Annotated in this window: 19 protein-coding genes; 7 read left to right on the forward strand and 12 right to left on the reverse strand. The window is 74.4% G+C overall.

Features of this window, described 5'->3' with window-relative positions:
* Positions 1-50 precede the first annotated feature (50 nt).
* Complete coding sequence (locus tag CRP29_RS02550; RefSeq protein ID WP_097193470.1) at positions 51-650, reverse strand: hypothetical protein; 600 nt, start codon at positions 648-650, stop codon at positions 51-53.
* A gap of 147 nt (positions 651-797) precedes the next feature.
* On the opposite strand from CRP29_RS02550, the gene CRP29_RS02555 reads away from it, so the two are divergent.
* A complete protein-coding gene (locus tag CRP29_RS02555) occupies positions 798-2,201 on the forward strand; it encodes a class II fumarate hydratase (protein WP_097193471.1) in 1,404 nt (467 codons plus the stop codon).
* Between the two features lie 48 nt (positions 2,202-2,249).
* On the opposite strand, the gene CRP29_RS23505 is transcribed toward CRP29_RS02555, so the two are convergent.
* Positions 2,250-2,948 carry an LbetaH domain-containing protein gene (locus CRP29_RS23505; protein ID WP_176522800.1) on the reverse strand — a complete coding sequence of 233 codons (699 nt, stop codon included), beginning with the start codon at positions 2,946-2,948 and terminating at the stop codon, positions 2,250-2,252.
* 145 nt (positions 2,949-3,093) lie between these two features.
* Here CRP29_RS23505 and CRP29_RS02565 point away from each other — a divergent pair, with 145 nt between their 5' ends.
* Together CRP29_RS02565 and CRP29_RS02570 are read left to right on the forward strand one after the other, a co-directional pair.
* The gene (locus CRP29_RS02565; protein ID WP_097193473.1) at positions 3,094-4,185 is read left to right on the forward strand and encodes a DegT/DnrJ/EryC1/StrS family aminotransferase; all 1,092 of its coding nucleotides are present in this window, start codon (positions 3,094-3,096) and stop codon (positions 4,183-4,185) included.
* A 2-nt stretch (positions 4,186-4,187) separates the two neighbouring features.
* On the forward strand, positions 4,188-5,153 hold the full coding sequence (locus CRP29_RS02570; RefSeq protein ID WP_097193474.1) for a Gfo/Idh/MocA family protein: 966 nt from the start codon (positions 4,188-4,190) through the stop codon (positions 5,151-5,153).
* A gap of 12 nt (positions 5,154-5,165) precedes the next feature.
* Here CRP29_RS02570 and CRP29_RS23750 read toward each other — a convergent pair whose 3' ends face one another.
* The 3 genes from CRP29_RS23750 to CRP29_RS02585 are packed head-to-tail and all read right to left on the reverse strand — an operon-like array spanning position 5,166 to position 7,740.
* A complete protein-coding gene (locus CRP29_RS23750) occupies positions 5,166-5,612 on the reverse strand; it encodes an acyltransferase (RefSeq protein WP_097194052.1) in 447 nt (148 codons plus the stop codon).
* Positions 5,613-5,629: 17 nt separating this feature from the next.
* Positions 5,630-6,565 carry an NAD-dependent epimerase/dehydratase family protein gene (locus CRP29_RS02580; RefSeq protein ID WP_097193475.1) on the reverse strand — a complete coding sequence of 312 codons (936 nt, stop codon included), beginning with the start codon at positions 6,563-6,565 and terminating at the stop codon, positions 5,630-5,632.
* A gap of 32 nt (positions 6,566-6,597) precedes the next feature.
* Positions 6,598-7,740 (reverse strand): DegT/DnrJ/EryC1/StrS family aminotransferase, encoded by a 1,143-nt coding sequence (locus CRP29_RS02585; protein ID WP_217991428.1) that lies wholly within the window; start codon positions 7,738-7,740, stop codon positions 6,598-6,600.
* A gap of 178 nt (positions 7,741-7,918) precedes the next feature.
* Here CRP29_RS02585 and CRP29_RS02590 point away from each other — a divergent pair, with 178 nt between their 5' ends.
* The 4 genes from CRP29_RS02590 to CRP29_RS02605 all read left to right on the forward strand — a co-directional run bounded on the left by CRP29_RS02590 (position 7,919) and on the right by CRP29_RS02605 (position 13,705).
* Positions 7,919-9,802 (forward strand): glycosyltransferase, encoded by a 1,884-nt coding sequence (locus CRP29_RS02590; protein WP_101541073.1) that lies wholly within the window; start codon positions 7,919-7,921, stop codon positions 9,800-9,802.
* Positions 9,803-9,856: 54 nt separating this feature from the next.
* Positions 9,857-11,146 carry a citrate synthase gene (locus CRP29_RS02595; RefSeq protein WP_097193478.1) on the forward strand — a complete coding sequence of 430 codons (1,290 nt, stop codon included), beginning with the start codon at positions 9,857-9,859 and terminating at the stop codon, positions 11,144-11,146.
* Positions 11,147-11,280: 134 nt separating this feature from the next.
* Positions 11,281-11,472: a hypothetical protein gene (locus CRP29_RS02600; RefSeq protein WP_097193479.1), complete on the forward strand. Its 192-nt coding sequence runs from the start codon at positions 11,281-11,283 to the stop codon at positions 11,470-11,472.
* A 196-nt stretch (positions 11,473-11,668) separates the two neighbouring features.
* Positions 11,669-13,705 carry an NlpC/P60 family protein gene (locus CRP29_RS02605; protein WP_245852338.1) on the forward strand — a complete coding sequence of 679 codons (2,037 nt, stop codon included), beginning with the start codon at positions 11,669-11,671 and terminating at the stop codon, positions 13,703-13,705.
* Positions 13,706-13,732: 27 nt separating this feature from the next.
* Here CRP29_RS02605 and CRP29_RS02610 read toward each other — a convergent pair whose 3' ends face one another.
* The 7 genes from CRP29_RS02610 to flgL all read right to left on the reverse strand — a co-directional run bounded on the left by CRP29_RS02610 (position 13,733) and on the right by flgL (position 18,642).
* Positions 13,733-14,497: a hypothetical protein gene (locus CRP29_RS02610; RefSeq protein WP_097193480.1), complete on the reverse strand. Its 765-nt coding sequence runs from the start codon at positions 14,495-14,497 to the stop codon at positions 13,733-13,735.
* Positions 14,494-14,838 (reverse strand): hypothetical protein, encoded by a 345-nt coding sequence (locus CRP29_RS02615; protein WP_097193481.1) that lies wholly within the window; start codon positions 14,836-14,838, stop codon positions 14,494-14,496. Before CRP29_RS02615 ends, CRP29_RS02610 begins: the two co-directional genes overlap by 4 nt.
* Before the next feature lie 141 nt (positions 14,839-14,979).
* Positions 14,980-16,083: a sigma-70 family RNA polymerase sigma factor gene (locus tag CRP29_RS02620; protein ID WP_245852340.1), complete on the reverse strand. Its 1,104-nt coding sequence runs from the start codon at positions 16,081-16,083 to the stop codon at positions 14,980-14,982.
* Between the two features lie 74 nt (positions 16,084-16,157).
* A complete protein-coding gene (locus tag CRP29_RS02625) occupies positions 16,158-16,649 on the reverse strand; it encodes a hypothetical protein (protein ID WP_097193482.1) in 492 nt (163 codons plus the stop codon).
* 194 nt (positions 16,650-16,843) lie between these two features.
* Positions 16,844-17,152: a carbon storage regulator CsrA gene (gene csrA / locus CRP29_RS23755; RefSeq protein WP_097193483.1), complete on the reverse strand. Its 309-nt coding sequence runs from the start codon at positions 17,150-17,152 to the stop codon at positions 16,844-16,846.
* Positions 17,153-17,237: 85 nt separating this feature from the next.
* Positions 17,238-17,702 (reverse strand): flagellar assembly protein FliW, encoded by a 465-nt coding sequence (gene fliW, locus CRP29_RS02635; RefSeq protein WP_097193484.1) that lies wholly within the window; start codon positions 17,700-17,702, stop codon positions 17,238-17,240.
* A gap of 49 nt (positions 17,703-17,751) precedes the next feature.
* On the reverse strand, positions 17,752-18,642 hold the full coding sequence (gene flgL / locus CRP29_RS02640) for a flagellar hook-associated protein FlgL (RefSeq protein WP_097193485.1): 891 nt from the start codon (positions 18,640-18,642) through the stop codon (positions 17,752-17,754).
* Positions 18,643-18,645: the final 3 nt, after the last annotated feature.

An 18,645-nucleotide genomic window follows, 5' to 3' on the forward strand; every position in this document is an offset into this window, starting at 1 on the left:
GTGCTCCTCGGTGCTCGGATCCGTCCGACGATGCTAGGCGGCGGCCCGCCTCACTCCAGCTCGGTGCAGCTGCCCACGGTGTAGGCCTTGACCCGGCCGCCGCAGCTGCCCCCGTACTCCTCGTAGTCCGACAGCGGGGGCGACTCGAAGAGCAGGTCGTCGCAGGCCTGGAGGTCGCCGGCGAAGCAGTCCTGCGCGTAGGCATCGAGCACCGGGTCCGGCCCCGCCTCCCGCGGCGGCACGGGCGGGAACTGCTCCGGCGGCTGCCCCCATCCGCCCGGGTCGAGCAGGTCCTCCTCGTAGCCGCCCAGGCCCTCCAGGCTCTCCTCGGTCGCGATCCGGGTGCCGTCGACGATCCCCTCCTCGACGGCCGTGCCGATCCGGTCGGCCATGGTCGCGCCGATGTCCTCGGCGGAGGCGGTGAACAGCGCCACGACCACCAGCCCCGAGGCCAGCAGGCCGGCCAGCAGCCCGCCGGCCGCGGCGGCCACGAGCGGACCGCGCGACCGCGGGGACGCCCCGACCGGCGCCCCGGCCGAGGGAACCGGCGCGGGCGGTTGCCACGCGGGGGCCCAGGACGGCTGCGTCGCGGCGGGCCACCCGCCCGGCGCGGGGTCGGGGGACGCGGCGGCGGGCGGCGGCTGGGTCACGGGTACTCCTCGGCTGGGCGATCGCGGCAGCATCCCGCCGTCGCTGCCTTCATCGGCTCCCCCGGACCGGGCCGGAACCACGCCCGTGCGCCGGTGTCTAGGGTTTCTCCGGAGCACCGTCACCATCCAGACACCCGGGAGCACAGCGTGGCCACCCAGCAGGACGGCACCGACTACCGCATCGAGCACGACTCCATGGGGGAGGTCCGTGTTCCCGCCTGGGCCAAGTGGCGGGCCCAGACCCAGCGCGCCGTGGAGAACTTCCCGATCTCCGGCACGCCGATCGAGCGCGAGCTCATCGGCGCCCTGGCCGCCATCAAGGGTGCTGCGGCAGCCGTCAACGCCGACCTGGGCGTGCTCGACCCGATCATCGCCGGCGCCATCGGCGAGGCCGCGGCCTCCGTCGCCCGCGGCGAGTGGGACGAGCACTTCCCGATCGACGTCTTCCAGACCGGCTCGGGGACGTCGAGCAACATGAACACCAACGAGGTGGTCGCCAGCCTCGCCACCGAGTCGCTGGGCAGCCCCGTGCACCCGAACGACCACGTGAACGCCTCGCAGTCGTCCAACGACGTCTTCCCCTCGGCCATCCACGTGGCCGCCACCAGCGCGATCGTGCGGGACCTGATCCCGGCGCTGCGGCACCTGGAGCTGTCCCTCTCGCGCAAGTCCGACGAGTTCGCCACGGTCGTGAAGAGCGGCCGCACGCACCTGATGGACGCCACCCCGGTGACGCTCGGCCAGGAGTTCGGCGGCTACGCGGCGGCGGTCCGGTACGGCGTGGAGCGGCTCCAGGCCTCCCTCCCCCGCATCGCCGAGCTGCCCCTCGGCGGCACCGCGGTGGGCACCGGCATCAACACCCCGCCCGGGTTCGCCGCCGCCATCATCGAGCGGCTCTCGGGCGAGCTCGACCTGCCGTTCACCGAGGCCCGCGACCACTTCGAGGCGCAGAGCTCCCGCGACGGGCTGGTCGAGGCCTCGGGTCAGCTCAAGACCATCGCCGTCGGCCTCATCAAGATCGTCAACGACCTGCGCTGGATGGGTTCCGGTCCGCGCACCGGCCTGGGCGAGATCCAGCTCCCCGACCTCCAGCCCGGCAGCTCGATCATGCCCGGCAAGGTGAACCCGGTGATCCCGGAGGCGGTGATCCAGGTCGGCGCCCAGGTGATCGGCAACGACGCCGCGGTCACCTACGCCGGCACCACCGGCGTCTTCGAGCTCAACGTCACGCTGCCGCTCATGGCGCGCAACGTGCTCGAGTCGATCCGCCTGCTCGCCAACGTCAGCCGGCTGCTGGCCGACCGCTGCGTCGACGGCATCGTGGCCAACGTCGAGCAGTGCCGCGAGTACGCGGAGTCCTCGCCCTCGATCGTCACCCCGCTGAACAAGTACATCGGGTACGAGGAGGCCGCGATCGTGGCCAAGCAGTCGCTCAAGGAGCAGAAGACCATCCGCCAGGTGGTGCTCGAGCGCGGCTACGTCGAGCAGGGCAAGCTCACCGAGCAGCAGCTCGACGAGGCTCTCGACGTCCTCTCCATGACCCACCCCTGAGCGGCCTCCGCTGAGCCGCCGCGCCGGGTCCCGACCCGGCGCGGCGGCTCAGCCGCCGGTCCGGGCGAGCCACCACTCCCAGGCCGGGCGCAGCGTCTCCGGTGGCGTCCACGCCCCGTCCGCCGGCCCGCCGGTCCGGTAGCGCTCGGCCACCGCCGCGATGTCCACGGCGCCGATGCCGCCGCGGGTCATCCCCACCTCGTTGACCCCGTGCACGCGGGCCGGGGAGCCGAACGCCGTCGCCCAGGGCGGCACGTCCCGCGTGACCACCGCGCCCATGCCGACCATCGCACCCGGGCCCACCACGCGGCGCTGGTGCAGGACGGCGGCCAGGCCCAGGTTCGCGCCGTCCCCGATCTCGACGTGGCCGCCGAGGATCGCGCTCACCGCGAGCGTCACGTCGTCGCCGACGACCGCGTCGTGGCCGACGTGCACCTTGTTCATGACGAAGCACCGGGCGCCGATCCGGGTGAGCCGGTGCGTGCCCCGGTGCACCGTGGCGAACTCGCGGACCGTCGTGTCCTGCCCGATCTCGACGCCGATGTCGTGCGCGGCGTCCGCCCAGGGCAGGCCCGGCTCGTGCCCGCGGATCTCGGGGGCGGCGCCGATCACGGCGTGCGCCCCGATCCAGGTGCGGTCGCCGATGCGGCACGGTCCGGTGAGCACCGCGTACGGCCCGACGACGACGTCCGTCCCCAGCTCGACCCCCGGGCCGACGACCGCGGTCGGGTGCACCTGGCTGCCCATGCTCGTCCTCCGTGGGGATCGTGGCCGGCGCGACATCGCCGGCGCACCTGCTCCTGCATGACCGGCCGTGCCGAGGCCGACGGTTACGGTACGGGTGGGCCGCGGCCCGTTCCGTGATCCCCACCGGCGAGGTGTGCACGCCCCCGTGATTCCCATCAGCAAGGTCGACGTCCGTGACGCCGAGCCCCTCGTCCTCGAGGTCCTCCGGTCCGGCAGCCTCGCCCAGGGCCCGATGGTCGAACGGCTGGAGCAGGCGTTCGCCGCGGTCGTCGACGTGCCGCACGCGGTCGCGGTGAACAACGGGACGACGGCCCTGGTCGCCGCGCTCCAGGTGCTGGACCTGCGCCCGGGCGACGAGGTGATCACCTCGCCGTTCACCTTCGCCGCCACCCTGAACGCGATCCTCGAGGCGGGCGCGACCGCCCGCTTCGCCGACATCCGCGAGGACGACTTCGCGGTGGACCCGGCCGCGGTGCAGGACGCGGTGGGCGACCGGACGGCGGTGCTCATGCCCGTGCACCTCTACGGGCAGACCGCCGACATGGGTCGGCTGACCGGGATCGCGCGGCGCCACGGCCTGCACCTGGTCGAGGACGCCGCCCAGGCGCACGGCGCCGCCTACGAGGGCCGGGCCGCCGGCGCCTTCGGCACCGGCTGCTTCTCGTTCTACGCGACCAAGAACCTGACCACCGGCGAGGGCGGCATGATCACCACCGCCGACGACGCCGTCGCCGACCGGCTCCGGGTCCTGCGCAACCAGGGCATGCGGGCGCGGTACCAGTACGAGATGGCCGGCCACAACTACCGGATGACCGACCTGCACGCGGCGGTCGGCCTGCCCCAGGTGGCCCGCACCGCCGAGATCGCCGGGCGCCGCCGGAGCAACGCGGCCCGCCTCACCGCCGGCCTGGCGGACGTACCCGGCCTCCGGCTCCCGGCCGCCCTGCCGGGACGGGACCACGTCTGGCACCAGTACACCGTGCTGCTCCCCGACGGGACCGACCGCGACGGCGTGATCGCCGACCTGGCCGCCGGCGGCGTCGGCAGCGGCATCTACTACCCCCGCACCGTGTTCGACCACGACTGCTACCGGCAGGACCCGCGCGTGGTCGTCGCCGACGTCCCGGTCGCGGAGTCCGTCGCCCGGCGGTGCCTGTCGCTGCCGGTCCACCACCACCTCACCGCCGACGAGCTGGACACCGTGGTCGGTCGGTTCCGCGACGCACTGGGGGCCTGACCGTGGCCGGACCCGCCGTCGCCGTCGTCGGCGCAGGCGCCATGGGCGCGCTGCACGCCCGCGTGGTGCAGAGCTCGGCGCGCAGCGAGCTCGCCGTCGTCGTCGAGCCGCACGAGGAGCTCGGCCGGGCTGTGTCCGAGCGGTACGGGGCGCGCTGGGCACCGGACCTGTCCGGGCTGACCGGGGTGGACGCCGTCATCGTGGCCGCCTCGACCAGCGCCCACCACGCGATCGCGCTCGACGTCATCGCCTCGGGCCTGCCCCTGCTGGTCGAGAAGCCGATGGCCGACAGCCTCGCGCACAGCGAGGAGATCGTGGCCGCCGCCGCGGCCGCCGACGTGCCGCTGATGTGTGGGCTGCTGGAGCGGTACAACAGCGCGGTCGTGACCGCCGCACGGCTCACCCGCGACCCGGTGCACATCTCCGCCCAGCGGCTCTCGCCCTACGCCCCGCGCATCCCGACCGGCGTGGCCTGGGACCTGCTGGTGCACGACGTGGACATCACGCTGCGGCTGATGGGCGCCGCGCCGCGGTCGGTGGAGGCCCAGTTCGGCTACTTCCACCCCGCCTCGCCGTCCGGCGCGGAGGACCTCGCCGAGGTCCAGCTGACCTTCCCCGACGGGCAGCTCGCCGCGCTGTCGGCCTCGCGCATCGGCCAGCGCAAGATCCGCAGCATGACCATCACGGAGGTCGACCGGTCGATCGAGGTGGACCTGCTCCGCCAGGCCGTGACCATCTACCGGCACGTGGCCAACGAGCCGGCCACCGACGACGGCCTCGGCTACCGGCAGCAGACCGTCATCGAGATCCCCATGATGGCCCCGCTCGGGGAGCCGCTCGCCGCGCAGCTGTCGCACTTCGTGGACCTGGTGGAGGGGTCCGCCGACTCCGAGGTGGAGCGGGCGGGCATCCTGCCGGCCCACCGCGTCGTGGCCCGGGCCCTCGACGCGGCCACCGCGCGCGCCTGATCCGCCGTCCGGTCAGCCGGCAGGCAGCGGGTCGAAGCGCACCGCGTCGCCGTCCAGGACCACCCGGGCGGTGGGCCGGGCCGGCACGCCGGCGACGACGGTGAACGGCGGGACGTCGTGGGTGACGACCGCGCCCGCGGCCACGACGCTGTGATCGCCGATCGTGACGCCCATGGTCACGACCGCCCCGGCGCCGATGAAGACGTGGTCACCGATGCGCACGGGCGCCCGCTCCACCTCCCGGAACGCGCCCGCGGACACGCACCGCCGGGCCGACGAGTGGGTGTAGACCTGCGCGCCGGTGGAGATGTCGCAGCCCTCGCCGATGGTCAGGCCGCCCGAACCGTCGAGCACGGTGAACGCACCGACCCAGGTGCCCGCGCCGATCCGCGGGTCCCCGGTGATCCAGGCGTGCGCGTTGTACGGGTTGGCCGGCAGCGCGGCCGCGTCGTGCGGCACCGTCGGGCGCTCCACCGTCAGGCGATCTCGGAGTCGACGAGGTCCTGCATCCCGGTCCGCAGGTCGATCGTCGGCTTCCAGCCCAGCACGTCCAGCGCGCGGGAGATGTCCGCGGCCCGCCGCGACACCAGCACGTCCCGCGGCCGGAACTGCGGCTCGACGTCCACGCCGACCGCGGCGATCAGGGTGCGGGCCAGCTCGGCCACCGAGGTGTCGATGCCGGTGCCGATGTTGACCGGCACGTCGGCCCGGGCGGCGTCGGCGTCCAGGGCCATGACGATCGCGCGGGCGACGTCGTGGACGTGCACGAAGTCCATCGACTGCGCGCCCTCGCCGTCGATCACCGGCGGCTCACCGGCCCGCAGCCGCTGCACGAAGTGGTTGATCACCGAGGTGTAGTACGCGGTCGGCTTCTGGCCGGGGCCGTAGACGTTGAAGAAGCGCAGCGCGAACCAGGAGAGCTCCGACCGGCGGGAGTAGTAGTCGAGGAGCTGCTCCCCGGTGTGCTTGGCGATGCAGTACGGCGTCAGCGGGTGCAGCGGCCCGTCCTCGGCCATGGGCAGCGTCTCCGGGTCGCCGTAGACCGACGCGCTGGAGGCGAAGACCACCCGCCGGACCCCGTGGTCCGCGGCGGCCTTGAAGACGTTGTTGCTGCCGACGACGTTGATGTCGATCGACTCGTACGGGTCGGCCTCGCTCTTGTTGATCGAGACCGCGGCGAGGTGGACGACCCGGTCGCACCCGGTCATCGCCTGGTGCACGGCGCCGCCGTAGCGGATGTCCTGCTCGACCAGCTCGACCCGGCCGGTCGCCACCCACGCGGCGATGCGGCCGCGGTCGCCGCGGGACATGTTGTCGAGGATGCGCACCCGGTCGCCGCGGTCGAGCAGCTGTGGGACGAGGTGGGCGCCGATGAACCCGGCACCTCCGGTGACCAGGACGGTGGATGACATGCGCGGCGCTCCTCGGTACGGGCTGACGGTGCTCAGCGGGACGTCATGACGGCGTCTCGAAGGGTGGTGGCGACGCGCTCGACCTCGGCCTCGGTGAGGTTCGCGTGCATGGGGATCGCCAGGTGGCGACGGAACAGGTCCGCCGAGACGGGGCAGGGCGTGGTGGCCCCGTAGACCGGCTGCAGGTGGGAGGCGTAGGTGCCGATGTTGCACTGCACGCCGCGGCTGCGCAGCTCCCGCGCGACCGCGCCCCGGCTGACCGAGGGGTCCAGCGTGACCACGTAGCTCTGCCACGAGTGCGTGCGGTCCGGGACGGTGACCGGCAGGTCCACCAGCTCCAGGTCGCCCAGCAGCTCTCCGTACGCGTCGGCGACGGCCTGCCGGGCCGCCACGAGACCGGGCAGCCGCTCGAGCTGGGCCAGCATGATGGCCGCCGCGACGTCGGAGAGCTTGTAGTTCCAGCCGATCTCGTCGAACTCGGGGATCGGCAGGTCCGCCGACCCCGAGCGGGCGAGCGCGCTCTCGATCCCGAAGGCGTGGGTCTTGCGCGCCTGGGCGGCGACGTCGTCGCGGTCGGTCGTCAGCGCCCCGCCCTCGCCCGCGGTGATGCCCTTGCGGCCGTGGAAGGAGAAGCAGGCGGCGTCGCCGAAGCTGCCGGCCGGCCGGCCCTGGTACGTGGCCCCGGCGGAGCAGGCGGCGTCCTCCACGAGCCACAGCCCGCGCGCGTCGGCGACCGCCTGCAGCTCGGTGTAGTCCGCGCACTGCCCCAGCGCGTCGACGGCGATGATCCCGACGGTCCGCTCCGTGACGGCGGCCTCGACCGCCGCCGGGTCCACCGTCGCGGTGTCGGGCCGGACGTCGGCGAAGACCGGCGTCGCGCCGGTGAAGACGACGGCGTGGCCGGTCGCCGGGAAGGTGTAGTCGGCGACGACGACCTCGTCCCCCGGGCCCGCGCCCAGGGCGGCAACCGCGAGGTGCAGCGCCGCGGTGCAGTTGGTGACCGGCAGCGCGTGCGCGGTCCCGGCGACCCGGGCGAACTCCTCGGCGAAGCGCATCCCGGTGGGGCCGTTGCCGGCGATCCAGCCCGAGCGGAACACCTCGGCGATCGCGCGGAGCTCCGGCTCGCCGACCGTCGGCTGACCGAGGGCGATGACGGACGGGGGCTGCGAGGTCACGAGGACTCCTGTCGGACGGGGGCTCAGGGACAGTACGCGCGGCGACTCGTGCCTCCGGGGACCCCGGACACCCCCCGGCGCGCTGCGGCCCCTGCGGTCACTGCCCCGCCCGCGACTGCCGATGCGGAGGGGTGGTGGAGGGGGATCGGCCCCGTCCCGGCACTGGAGGACCCCGGTCATGCCCCGTACGCAGGATGCCGTCCCGGGCGTGCTCGCCGGCAACCGACGGCACTACGCGCTACTGGTCCGGCTGGTGCGGCAGTACGCCGCGCAGGGCGATGTCGAGCACGTGCTGCGCGCGGCCATGCTCGCCGCGAACTACGCCTGGTGGACGCCCGTCGGCCTGCTCGGCGACCTCGAGCTCGAGCGGCTGGTGGTCGACGCCGTGCGCGGCCCGGGGTCGGTCACCGTCGACGGCGGTCGCCGGACCGGGCGCGTGCTGCACGTCCTCTCCGAGGCCCACCCGGTCGGTGGCCACACCCGGCTGGCCTGGCGGTGGATGGACCGGGACGACCGCACCAGCGACGTCGTCCTGACCAACCAGAGCCTGCCGGTGCCGGACGCCCTCGCCGCGTCGGTCCGCGCCTCGGGCGGCGTCCTGCGGGACCTGCGCCCGACGACCCCCGCGCTGCTCGACCGGGCCGTCGCGCTCCGCGCGCAGATGGACCGGGCCGACCTCGTCGTCCTGCACGTCAACCCCTACGACGTCGTCGCCCTGGCCGCCGCGAACCTGCCCGGCCACCGGCCACCGGTGGTCTACGAGAACCACGCCGACCTCGGCTTCTGGATCGGCGTGGGCGCCGCCGACGTCCTCTGCGACCTCCGGCCCGAACCGCACCTCACGGACGTCGCGCTGCGCCGCGTGCCCGAGGAGCGCATCGCGGTGCTGCCCATGCCGGTGGACGCGATGGCCGGCGCCGACGGCGCGGAGGTGCGCCGCCGGCTGGGCATCCGGCCCGACGCCGTCGTCGCGCTGACCGTGAGCGACAGCTGGAAGGTCGCCGCACCCCCCGGCGGCCGGGGGCTGCACGACGTCGTCGACAAGGTGCTGCACGTCTCCCCGCGCCTGACCTACGTGCTCGTGGGGACCGCCCCGACGCCGGTGTGGGAGCGGCTGGCCCGGCGCTACCCCGGACGCGTGCACGTGGTCGGGCGGGTCCCGGACCCGGCTCCCTACTTCGCCCTGGCCGACCTCTACCTCGAGTCCTACCCGACCTTCGCCGGCACGTCGCCGCTGGAGGCGGCCCTCGCCGGCCTGCCCGTGGTCGGCCTGGCCGACGTCCCCGGCGACGACCCCGGGCACCTGTTCCAGCGCTGGTCCCCGGGGCTGGCCGGACGCCCGGCAGCGACGACGCCCGGCGCGCTGGCCCTGGCGGTGCACCGCCTCGCGGCCGACGCCGACCTGCGCCGGCGCGAGGGCGCGGAGGCGCAGGCGGCCGTCCGTGCGGTGCACGACAACCCCGGCTGGCGGGTGCGGATGGAGCAGCTGTACGAGCGGGCGCGGGCCGCGCAGCCGGCCGACGTCGCGCACCTCGGTGACTCACCCATCGACGAGCGGTACGCATCCCTGCTGCTGCGCAGCGCCAACCCGATGGAGACCAGCCACGACCCGCGCGCCCTCGTCCTCGCGCTCGGCGACCTGTACGACGCCACGCTCGAGTGCGATCTGGTCGCGGGGCTCATGTGCGGTCAGGCGGCCACGCTCCAGGTGCGCGTCGCGCCGGGCTGGACCGACCACCCGGCCTGGACCGCCCGCCTGCTCGCACTGTCCGCCGCCGCCCCGCGGCTGCGGGTGAGCATGCCGTTCGCCGAGGGCGACGACGCCCACGGGACCACGAGCGTCACCCGGCTCACCGAGGTGCTGGCCGGCGTCGGCCTCACCACGGAGAACTGCGGCGACGTCGGGCTGGAGAGCACGGCACCGCACGCCGCCCTCGCCCTTCCCGGCGAGCTGCAGTTCACCGACGAGGCGCTGGACCGGCTCGGGAAGCTGATCACCTCACCGATGTGGGAGGACGCCCCCGCGACGCGCGCAGGGGACCTGCTCGCAGCCGGACGCTGATCCCGTGACGGCCCGGGCGGCATCGCGCCGCCGAAACGGCTAGCGTCGTCCCCGATGAGCGAGACAGATGTAGCCCTGCGCTACCCCGGTGGAGAACTGCCCCTTCCCGTCAAGCACGGGACGGAGGGAGCAGACGGCCTCGACACGAGCAAGCTGCTGGCCACGACCGGCACGGTCGCGCTGGACATCGGGTTCGTGAACACCGCCGCGTGCACCTCGGCGATCACCTACATCGACGGTGACGCCGGCATCCTGCGCTACCGCGGCTACCCGATCGACCAGCTGGCGGGCAAGGCCAGCTTCCTCGAGGTCAGCCACCTGCTGATCTACGGGGAGCTGCCGACCCCGGACCAGCTGGGCGAGTTCGACCAGCGGATCCGGCGGCACACGCTGCTGCACGAGGACCTCAAGCAGTTCTTCAAGGGCTTCCCGCTCGACGCGCACCCCATGCCGGTGCTGTCGTCCGCGGTCAGCGCCCTGTCGACCTTCTACCAGGACTCGCTGGATCCCTTCGACGACGACCAGGTCGAGATGTCGACCACGCGTCTGCTGGCCAAGCTGCCGACCATCGCGGCCTACGCCTACAAGAAGAGCGTCGGCCAGCCGTTCCTCTACCCGGACAACTCCCTGGGCCTGGTCGAGAACTTCCTGCGCATGACGTTCGGCCTCCCGGCCGAGCCGTACGACCTCGACCCCGAGCTGGTCAAGGCGCTGGACATGCTGTTCGTCCTGCACGCCGACCACGAGCAGAACTGCTCGACGTCGACCGTCCGGCTGGTCGGCTCCTCGCACGCCAACCTGTTCGCCTCGGTCTCCGCCGGCATCAACGCGCTGTTCGGCCCGCTGCACGGCGGGGCCAACCAGTCGGTGCTGGAGATGCTCGAGGCGATCCGGGCCGACGGCGGGGACATCCCCCGGTTCGTCGAGCGGGTCAAGAACAAGGAGCCCGGCGTCAAGCTGATGGGCTTCGGTCACCGCGTCTACAAGAACTACGACCCGCGCGCGGCGATCGTGAAGGCCACCGCCGACTCGGTGCTCGACAAGCTCGGCGGGAACAACGAGTTGCTGGACCTGGCCCGCCAGCTCGAGGACATCGCGCTCAAGGACGACTACTTCGTGGAGCGCAAGCTCTACCCGAACGTCGACTTCTACACCGGGCTGATCTACCAGGCGATGGGCTTCCCCACCCGCATGTTCACCGTGCTGTTCGCGCTGGGCCGGCTGCCCGGCTGGATCGCGCAGTGGCGCGAGATGATCGCCGACCCGACCACCAAGATCGGCCGCCCCCGGCAGCTCTACATCGGGGAGACCGAGCGGACCTTCGTCCCGCTCGACCAGCGCTGACCGGAGCTCTCCGACGACCGGGCCGGGCGGCCTCCCCCCGGGGAGCCGCCCGGCCCGATCCGGTTCCGGCGGGCCGCCCCCTACGGTGAGGGCCCCGCACCCGCGGAGCAGTCGCCCACCCTGGAGGTCCGCCCATGGCCGAGCCGCCCGGCGACGACGTCCTCGTCGTACCGCCCATCCCGCTGGCGAGCGGCAGCATGCTCGAGCCCGAGGGCGACGGGCCGCCGGTGCGCATCCTCACCGTCGAGGTCGTGGTGTCCACCGAGGACGGCGGTCAGCTGCGCATCCCCCTGGTCCACCGGCACGGCGCCTGGTGGGCTCCGTGACCGCCCGCGGGTAACCGCCCACCCCCGCGCTCACCCGTCCGAGCGCCCCCCGCGAATTCATCCTCCCCCGCAGGGGTGAGATCACCTCCCCCCTCCTCAGGCGCCCCTCCCGGCACGTCGATACGAGGTCAGAGCCCGACTGCACTCCGCAGGCGGGCCGGCCATCGGAACGACGAGACCGCCGGGGGAAGCCGCAGTGCCCGCACCACGCACGCCCGCCCGCCCCGCCGCGCCCCGTCCCGGGGCCCGCCCGGCCCTCGGCGCCCGCGAGGCCCAGGCGCTGCGCGAGGCGATGGCGCTGCGCGAGGCGATGGCGCTGCGCGAGGCGATGGCGCTGCGCCAGCTGGCGGCCGCACGACCGGATCTCACCCCGGCACAGCTGGCCGCCGCCCGCGCCGCTCTGGCGGCGCAGTCCGGCACCGCCGCTCGCGGCACCCGCACTCCGGGGAAGCGCCCCGCCGCCAAGCGCCCCGCCGCCAAGCGACCCACGACCAAGCGACCCACGACCAAGCGACCCCCGAGCAAGCGACGCAGCAGCACGCGCCCCGCGTCCACGACGGAGCGCACCGGCGCGGGCTGGCGCACCCGCCTGGGCGTCGTCGCGCTCGGCACCCTGCTCGTCCCCGCGCTCATCACCGTCGTGCTGCCCGGCGCCACCACCCCCTCGGGCGGGCCGCTGGACGTCACGGCGCTGGCGCTCACCGCCCGCAGCTCGATGCTGGAGGCGGCCGACGGCTACCGCGCCCTGGAGCAGACGGCCACGCACCGGCGCGCCCAGCTCGAGGAGGCCCGCGCCGCCGAGCAGGCGGTCCGCGACGAGATCGCCGCCGACCGCCGGGTGGTCGGCGCCGGTGCCGCGGACCTGTACCGGGCCACGCCCGTCGCGCGGTACCCCGTGCTCGCCCTCGACGCCGCCGACCCCGGCGCTACCTCCGCCGTGCTCTTCCAGCAGGCGGTCACCGAGCACACCGACCGCGCGCTCGAGAGCGCCGTCGTCCGCGCCGAGCGCACCGGGGTGGCCCTCGCCGACGCCGTGGCCCGCGTGGAGCAGGCCCAGGCCGCGGCCGACGCGGCCGAGGCGGACCTCGACGTCGCCCTCGAGGAGATGCGGCACCAGGTCGACGACCTGAGCACCGAGGTGAGCGGCCGGCTGGCGTCCCTGGGCACCATCCCTGCCGCCGGAGAGCAGCAGGACCGCAACCAGCAGGCGGTCGCCCGCTGGCAGGGCTACCTCGCCCAGCTCACCGCCGCCGGCATCACACCGCCCGCCGCCGCGGAACTGACCGATCCGGCCGACCTGCCCGGCGGCCTCTCCCCCGCCCTGGACGCCGGCGGCCTGCCCGTGCCCGGCGTGGCGTGGGCGGTGATCGGCAGCAGCCCGGTCACCGTGCTGCCGTCGGAGACCGTCGCGGCCGTGAGCAACGCGCTGTCCCAGCTGGGCCGCCCCTTCGTGCCCGGCACCACCGGTCCGGAGACCTACGACTGCGGCGGCTTCACCGCCGCCTCCTGGCTGCTCGGCGGCTACGCCCTGCCGGCCACCCCGCAGGCGCAGTGGGCCGCGGGCGCCGCGGTGCCACTGGACGGCCTGCAGATCGGCGACCTCGTCTTCCCGCCCGGCGGCCAGGACGTCGGCATCTACCTCGGCGACGGCGACGTGCTGGGCGCCTCGGCGGCCACGTACCAGGTCGGCGTCCGCTCGGTCGCCGCCGGCTCCACCGCCGTCCGCGTGCCGGTGCGGCCCACCGAGCCGAACGCGCCGCTGCCCGAGGGGGGCCCGACCGGCCCGTGCGGCGCCGCGCTCCCGACCCCCGGCGTCACCAGCCCGCAGTGGGGCGGATGGGACAACGGGGCGATCCCGACCGAGGCGCTGTGCCAGCTGGGCGTCTACCGCCACGCGCTGCGCTGCGACGCGGCGGCCGGCTACACCGCGATGGGTGCGGCCTTCTCCGACCGGTTCGGCACCGACCTGTGCATCACCGACTCCTACCGGTCGCTGGGCAGCCAGATGACGGCGTTCCGTCTCAAGCCGGCCCTCGCCGCGGTGCCCGGTACCTCGAACCACGGCTGGGCCCTGGCCGTGGACCTGTGCGGCGGGATCAACGTCGCCGGCTCCGCCGAGTGGCGCTGGATGACCGCCAATGCCGGCCGCTACGGCTTCGTCCAGCCGGACTGGGCCGCACCCGGCGGCGAGAAGCCCGAACCCTGGCACTGGGAGTTCGGCTACATCTCCTGACCCGGCCGGATCCGGAGGCTCAGCGGTTCAGAGCCAGGCCAGCTCGGGCAGCCGCGCCCAGGGCAGGGTCACGCTGACCTCCGGGGTCTCCCCCGCCAGGCGCGCGGCGACGCTGCGCCCGGCGCAGGCCAGGGGCCGGTGCGGGGTGACCACCGCGTGCATCTCCTCGACCGGCAGGCCGGCGGCGGCGATGCGGGCGAGCGCGCGGTCGGGGGCGGCCAGCACGGTGGTGGCCAGCACGGGGGCGGCCGGGTGCGACCACAGCGCCACCGGGCCCTCGACCCGCAGGGCGAGGTCCACCGTCGCGGATCGCGCGGTCGCGGCGGCACGGGTGGCGTGCACCCGCTCGGGCGGCGTGCCGGGAGCGGGCGTCCAGGGCAGGGCGACGTCGCCACGGCGGACGACGACCCGCCAGCCGACCGAGGAGCGGACGGCGTCGGTCCAGTCGAGCACGGCCACCCCGGCCGCGCCCGCGGTCGCGTCGGTCACCGGGCGGCGGGCCACCCAGGCGTCCAGCGCGGCGGCCATCGCCTCGGGGGTGGGGGCGACCCCGGCGCTGGTCATGTCGTCGGCGAGATCGGCGAGCTCGACGTGCAGGCTGCGCTCGTCCTCCTCCAGGACGACGACCGAGCCGGCGGAGGTCCGGCGCACGAGCTCCACCCGGAGATGCGGGCCGGTCAGCGACGGGAGCACCGCGTCGGCGACCTCCAGCAGGTCCGCGACACCGATCCGCGGCGTCGGGCGCAGGCGCTGCAGCAGGCTCGCGGTCCCTCCGGTACCGAAGGGGTTCACCGCCCGTCCCCGGCCAGCCGGGCGCGCAGGGCGTCGGACAGCACGCAGAGCGACAGGACGGCGGTCACCTCGGCCATGCTCAGGCGCACGGGCAGCACGTCGGCGTCCCAGCCGGTGGCCAGCCGCACGCGGGCGGCCGAGGCCGGCCAGACGGCGTCCCGCGCGGCCGCCACGTGCAGCTCGGTGAGGACGTCCTCGAGGTGGATGACGGCGACCGGGTGCACCGCGGTGCTGCCCAGGGCGGCCCGGACCGCGGCGGCCAGCTCGAGGCGCTGGGGAGCGCCGAGCCAGTGCGGGACCAGGACGCCGGCGCCGGCCTCGTCGATGGGCAGCGCGCTCACCGGAGGCCACCCGACACGACCGCGCGAGCGGTCCGGCGGGTCGGGATGCGCAGCGTCACGAGGTGGATATCGGCAGGACAGCGCCCGGATCGACCCGTCCGCGGCCACCAATTGCTGGCGGGCGCACGCTCACGCCACCGATCAGTCGGCGAGCTCGGCCAGCCGGTCCTTGAGCGCCTTCTCCACCCGGTCGGCGTAGACGTTCATGTTGCGCACCGAGGTGTTGAGGTCCGCCGAGAGCTGGGTCTTGGTCTGCCCACCCCAGGTCGTGAGGTACCAGGTCGCCCAGCCCAGCACATTGGGCTGACCGGCCCGCTGGTCGGGACGGGCGTGCGGATCGGGAGCGCAGGCCGCCGTCAGCGCGTGCGAGAGCAGGGTCTGCTCGGCCTCGCCCATGATCTCGTCGGGCGCCTCGCCCGAGTCGGGCAGCAGGATCTCGGTCGTGCCGTCCGGCCCGCCGTCGAGGGACTGCAGGTTGCGCAGGCCGTTGAGCGTGGCGACGGTCTGGGAGTTGCGGCGCAGCGTGGCCACGCTCTGCCCCATGTAGGCGGCGAGCTCCCGCTCGCTCGGGCGGCGCTGGTGCTCGGCGATGAAGGCTGCGATGGCCTTCTGCTGCTTGTGCTCGGTGTCGGCGGCGGTGCGCCCGTGCGCGTTGCGGCCCAGGTCGTGCACCCACTTGGACAGCTGGGTGGCGAGGAACGCGCCGAACGGGACCGACTTGGTCTCGTCGAACTGGCTGACCGCCTTGAGCACCCACTCGTAGACCTGCTGGCCCAGGTCGTCCGGGTCGGGCAGGTGCATCCGGATCGTGCTCATGTTGCGCTGCAGCCGCTTGAGGCTGACCGGGCCGTAGTGCCGGCACAGGTCGGCGAGGAAGTCCGCGGGCAGGTCGCGGGGCGCCCGCCGCCGGACGTCGGTCTCGGCGCGGAGCCCGACGGTGGTGCAGCCGCGCCCGGCGCACCACGCGCGCACCCAGTCGGCCAGCACGGACGCCGACCCGCGGGCGCCGTCCACGCGGTAGAGCCCGTCGCCCTGGTCGTAACTGACGGTGACACCGTCGGGCAGCTCGGCGCGGAACTCCTCGAGGGGTAGCTCGCGGTCGACCCGGAAGTGCACCCGGTCGCGGGGGGTGATGGGCGCGAGCGCCCATCCGTCGGCCTCGGGGATGCCGCCGAAGACCAGCGGCTGACGGTTGCGGGCGCGAGGGTCGAGGGTGGCTGCGGAAGGCGCGAAGATGTCGGACACCGGAACTCCTGGGCACTACGGGGAAGGACAGACCTCGGGGAAGGAGGCCTGCGAAGACGCTCGGGAGCCGGCCGTCAGGCCGGGATGCGCTGCTCTCCCGGACCTGCGGTCCGGGGGCTGGGAACCGGCGCGGGCTCGGCCGACACCGGGAGGGACTCGAGCACGTCGGCGGCGGTGGTGCCGGCGGCGGCCCGCTCCATGAGGACGGCCGCGGCGGCGCGCTCGGCCTGGCTGGGCTCGGCGACGTAGACGGGCATGTGGTCGTACAGCGAGGTGAAGACGGCGCTGACGAAGGCGTACGCGGCCTGGGCCTGCGGCGAGAACTTGGCGACGGCGGTGCGGGGACCGAGGTCCACGCCGACGGTCACGCGGACGACGCGGTCGTCCTTGCTCAGCCCGGAGACGGCGAAGGCCACCTCGTCGTGCTCGGCGGCCAGCGTCGCGAGCGCCGCCAGGCACTTGCGGGTCGCGCCCCGGCGCGGCCGAAGCTGCACGTGGACCACCACGGACTCCTGCTCGGCGCCGTGGTCGACGTCGGCCTGCGCGTTGGATGCAGTGTGTTGCATGGTGATCGCCCCCTGTCACTTGCTTGAGGGGAAATCTGCCTCATCCCCTCGGCAACCGAGGGCACAACACTCGCCGTGTCATACGCACTTCTGGGCCAACACTTCGGCAGAAGTTGCCTGTGTCGCTGGCGCTCGGACCGTTCGGGCGGCTCCCTTGGCAGGGTGTGCCCAAGGAGCCGCCCGAAGCTGGTCGGTCAGGCCTGCGCGTCCCCGCTCGCCGGCTCGGTCGCGGTGACCGCGCCGGCCGCCGGGACACCTGCCGACTCCGCGGCGACGGCCGACGGCGCGAACGCGGCCAGCGCGCCCAGCGTGTCGGCGGTCACCTGCGCGGCGAGCAGGTTGGCCTCCGCGATCTGCCGGTAGACCTCTTCGCGGTGGATCGTGACCTCGCGCGGCGCCTTGAAGCCGAGCCGGACCGTGCCACCGCGCACCTCGACGACGTGGACCTCGATGTCGTCGCCGATGCGGATGGTCTCGCCGACGCTGCGGGTGAGTGTGAGCACGTGTACCCCTCCATGGGTGTGGGTGTAGCCGTCCGTGGCGTTCCCGGCGGTGCCGGGCGAGCGGCGCCGGGCGCCGCTGTGAGTGTTATCGGCGCATCGGGCGCCGGACCGGATGGGCTGGGTCGGGCAGGACGACCTGCCGGGCGCGGGCGGTGAGGGGGCTCACCACGAGCGGGGCCCGGAGGTTGGCCGTGGCCCCGGCGACGTCCCCGGCAGGGACCGTCACCAGGCAGTGCACCTGCGCGTGGCTCGTCTCCTCGAGACCGAGCTCGGCACAGGCCGCACGCGGGAGGGCCGGCGCGTACTCCGGGAAGTACGCCTCCGCGCGTGCGACGAGGAACCGCGGTCCGTCGGGGGCGACCGACTGCAGCCACGACAGGAGGCCGGCGCCGTCGGCCGGGACCAGCACGTAGTCCCGGTGTGCCGGGAAGCCCGGCAACGGCTCGGTCAGGGTGAGGACCTGCACCGGGGGGACCGCGGTACGGGGCCGGACCGGCGCGGACGCGGGGGCGTGCGGACGCGCGGCCAGGGTGGCCGGGGACGGGGTCATGCGGGGCACCTCCTCGGGGGGACGACCGCGGGTCCGGGGCGGCACGGCATCAGCGCAGATAGTCCATCAAGGTCGGCGAGATCGCCTTCGCGGTCGCCTGCAGTGCTGCCTGGTACCCGACCTGCTGCATCTGCATGCGCATCATCGTGCCCGGCAGGTCGACGTTCTCGACGTCGCCGAGCTGGATCTCCAGGGTGAGCGCGAGGTCGGTGTTGATCTGCATCTCGCGGTCGACCCGCGCGGCCCGCGCGCCCACGTCGGCGACGCTGCCGAGCATCCGCCTCATCGCCGCGTCGATGTCATCGAGGCCCTGACCGAGCGCCGCCGGATCGTTGATCAGGTCGTCGGCCACCCGGGCGACGACGGCGAAGAGGTCGTCACCGGCCGGGCCGAAGGCCTCGCGGCCGGTCAGGTCGACGCGGACCTCCTCGGTGAAGGACACCCGCCGCAGGACGTCGCCCCCCGGCACGGCCATGCCGAGGTAGTCGCCGGTGTCCCCGTCGTAGGCCCTGGCACCCGTCGTCACCCCGCCGAAGATGGGGCGGCCCTGGATGGTGGTGTTCGCCAGCCCGAGCAGACTGCCGCGCAGCGACTCGACCTCGGTGGCCAGCGCCCGGCGACTCGCCTCGGACGAGGTGCCGGTGCTGGCGCCCTGCACGGTGAGATCGCGGACCCGACGGGTGACGTCGAGCATGTTCTGCAACGTGGAGTCGGTGATCGACAGCCAGCTGTCGGCGTCGGAGAGGTTCCGCGAGAACTGCTCGACGGAGGCCTGGTCCGACCGGATCTGCATCGCCTTGTTGGTGCCGGTCGGCGAGTCCGACGGCGCGTTGATGACCCGGCCGGAGGTGAGCTGCTGCTGCAGCTTGCCGAACGTGTCGAGATTGCGGTTGAGGCCCTGCAGGCTGGTGAGCGCGACGGCCTTCTGCGTGATGCGCACTCA

This window comes from Blastococcus aggregatus, assembly GCF_900221005.1.
In the GTDB taxonomy this organism is placed as follows: Bacteria; Actinomycetota; Actinomycetes; order Mycobacteriales; family Geodermatophilaceae; genus Blastococcus; species Blastococcus aggregatus.

Bases quoted from the DNA above. Each gene is read 5' to 3' on its own strand.
- CRP29_RS23505 (WP_176522800.1), bottom strand. From the start codon at position 2,948: ATGGGCAGCCAGGTGCACCCGACCGCGGTCGTCGGCCCGGGGGTCGAG.
- CRP29_RS02580 (WP_097193475.1), bottom strand. From the start codon at position 6,565: ATGTCATCCACCGTCCTGGTCACCGGAGGTGCCGGGTTCATCGGCGCC.
- CRP29_RS02590 (WP_101541073.1), top strand. From the start codon at position 7,919: ATGCCCCGTACGCAGGATGCCGTCCCGGGCGTGCTCGCCGGCAACCGA.
- CRP29_RS02595 (WP_097193478.1), top strand. From the start codon at position 9,857: ATGAGCGAGACAGATGTAGCCCTGCGCTACCCCGGTGGAGAACTGCCC.
- CRP29_RS02600 (WP_097193479.1), top strand. From the start codon at position 11,281: ATGGCCGAGCCGCCCGGCGACGACGTCCTCGTCGTACCGCCCATCCCG.
- CRP29_RS02625 (WP_097193482.1), bottom strand. From the start codon at position 16,649: ATGCAACACACTGCATCCAACGCGCAGGCCGACGTCGACCACGGCGCC.
- fliW (WP_097193484.1), bottom strand. From the start codon at position 17,702: ATGACCCCGTCCCCGGCCACCCTGGCCGCGCGTCCGCACGCCCCCGCG.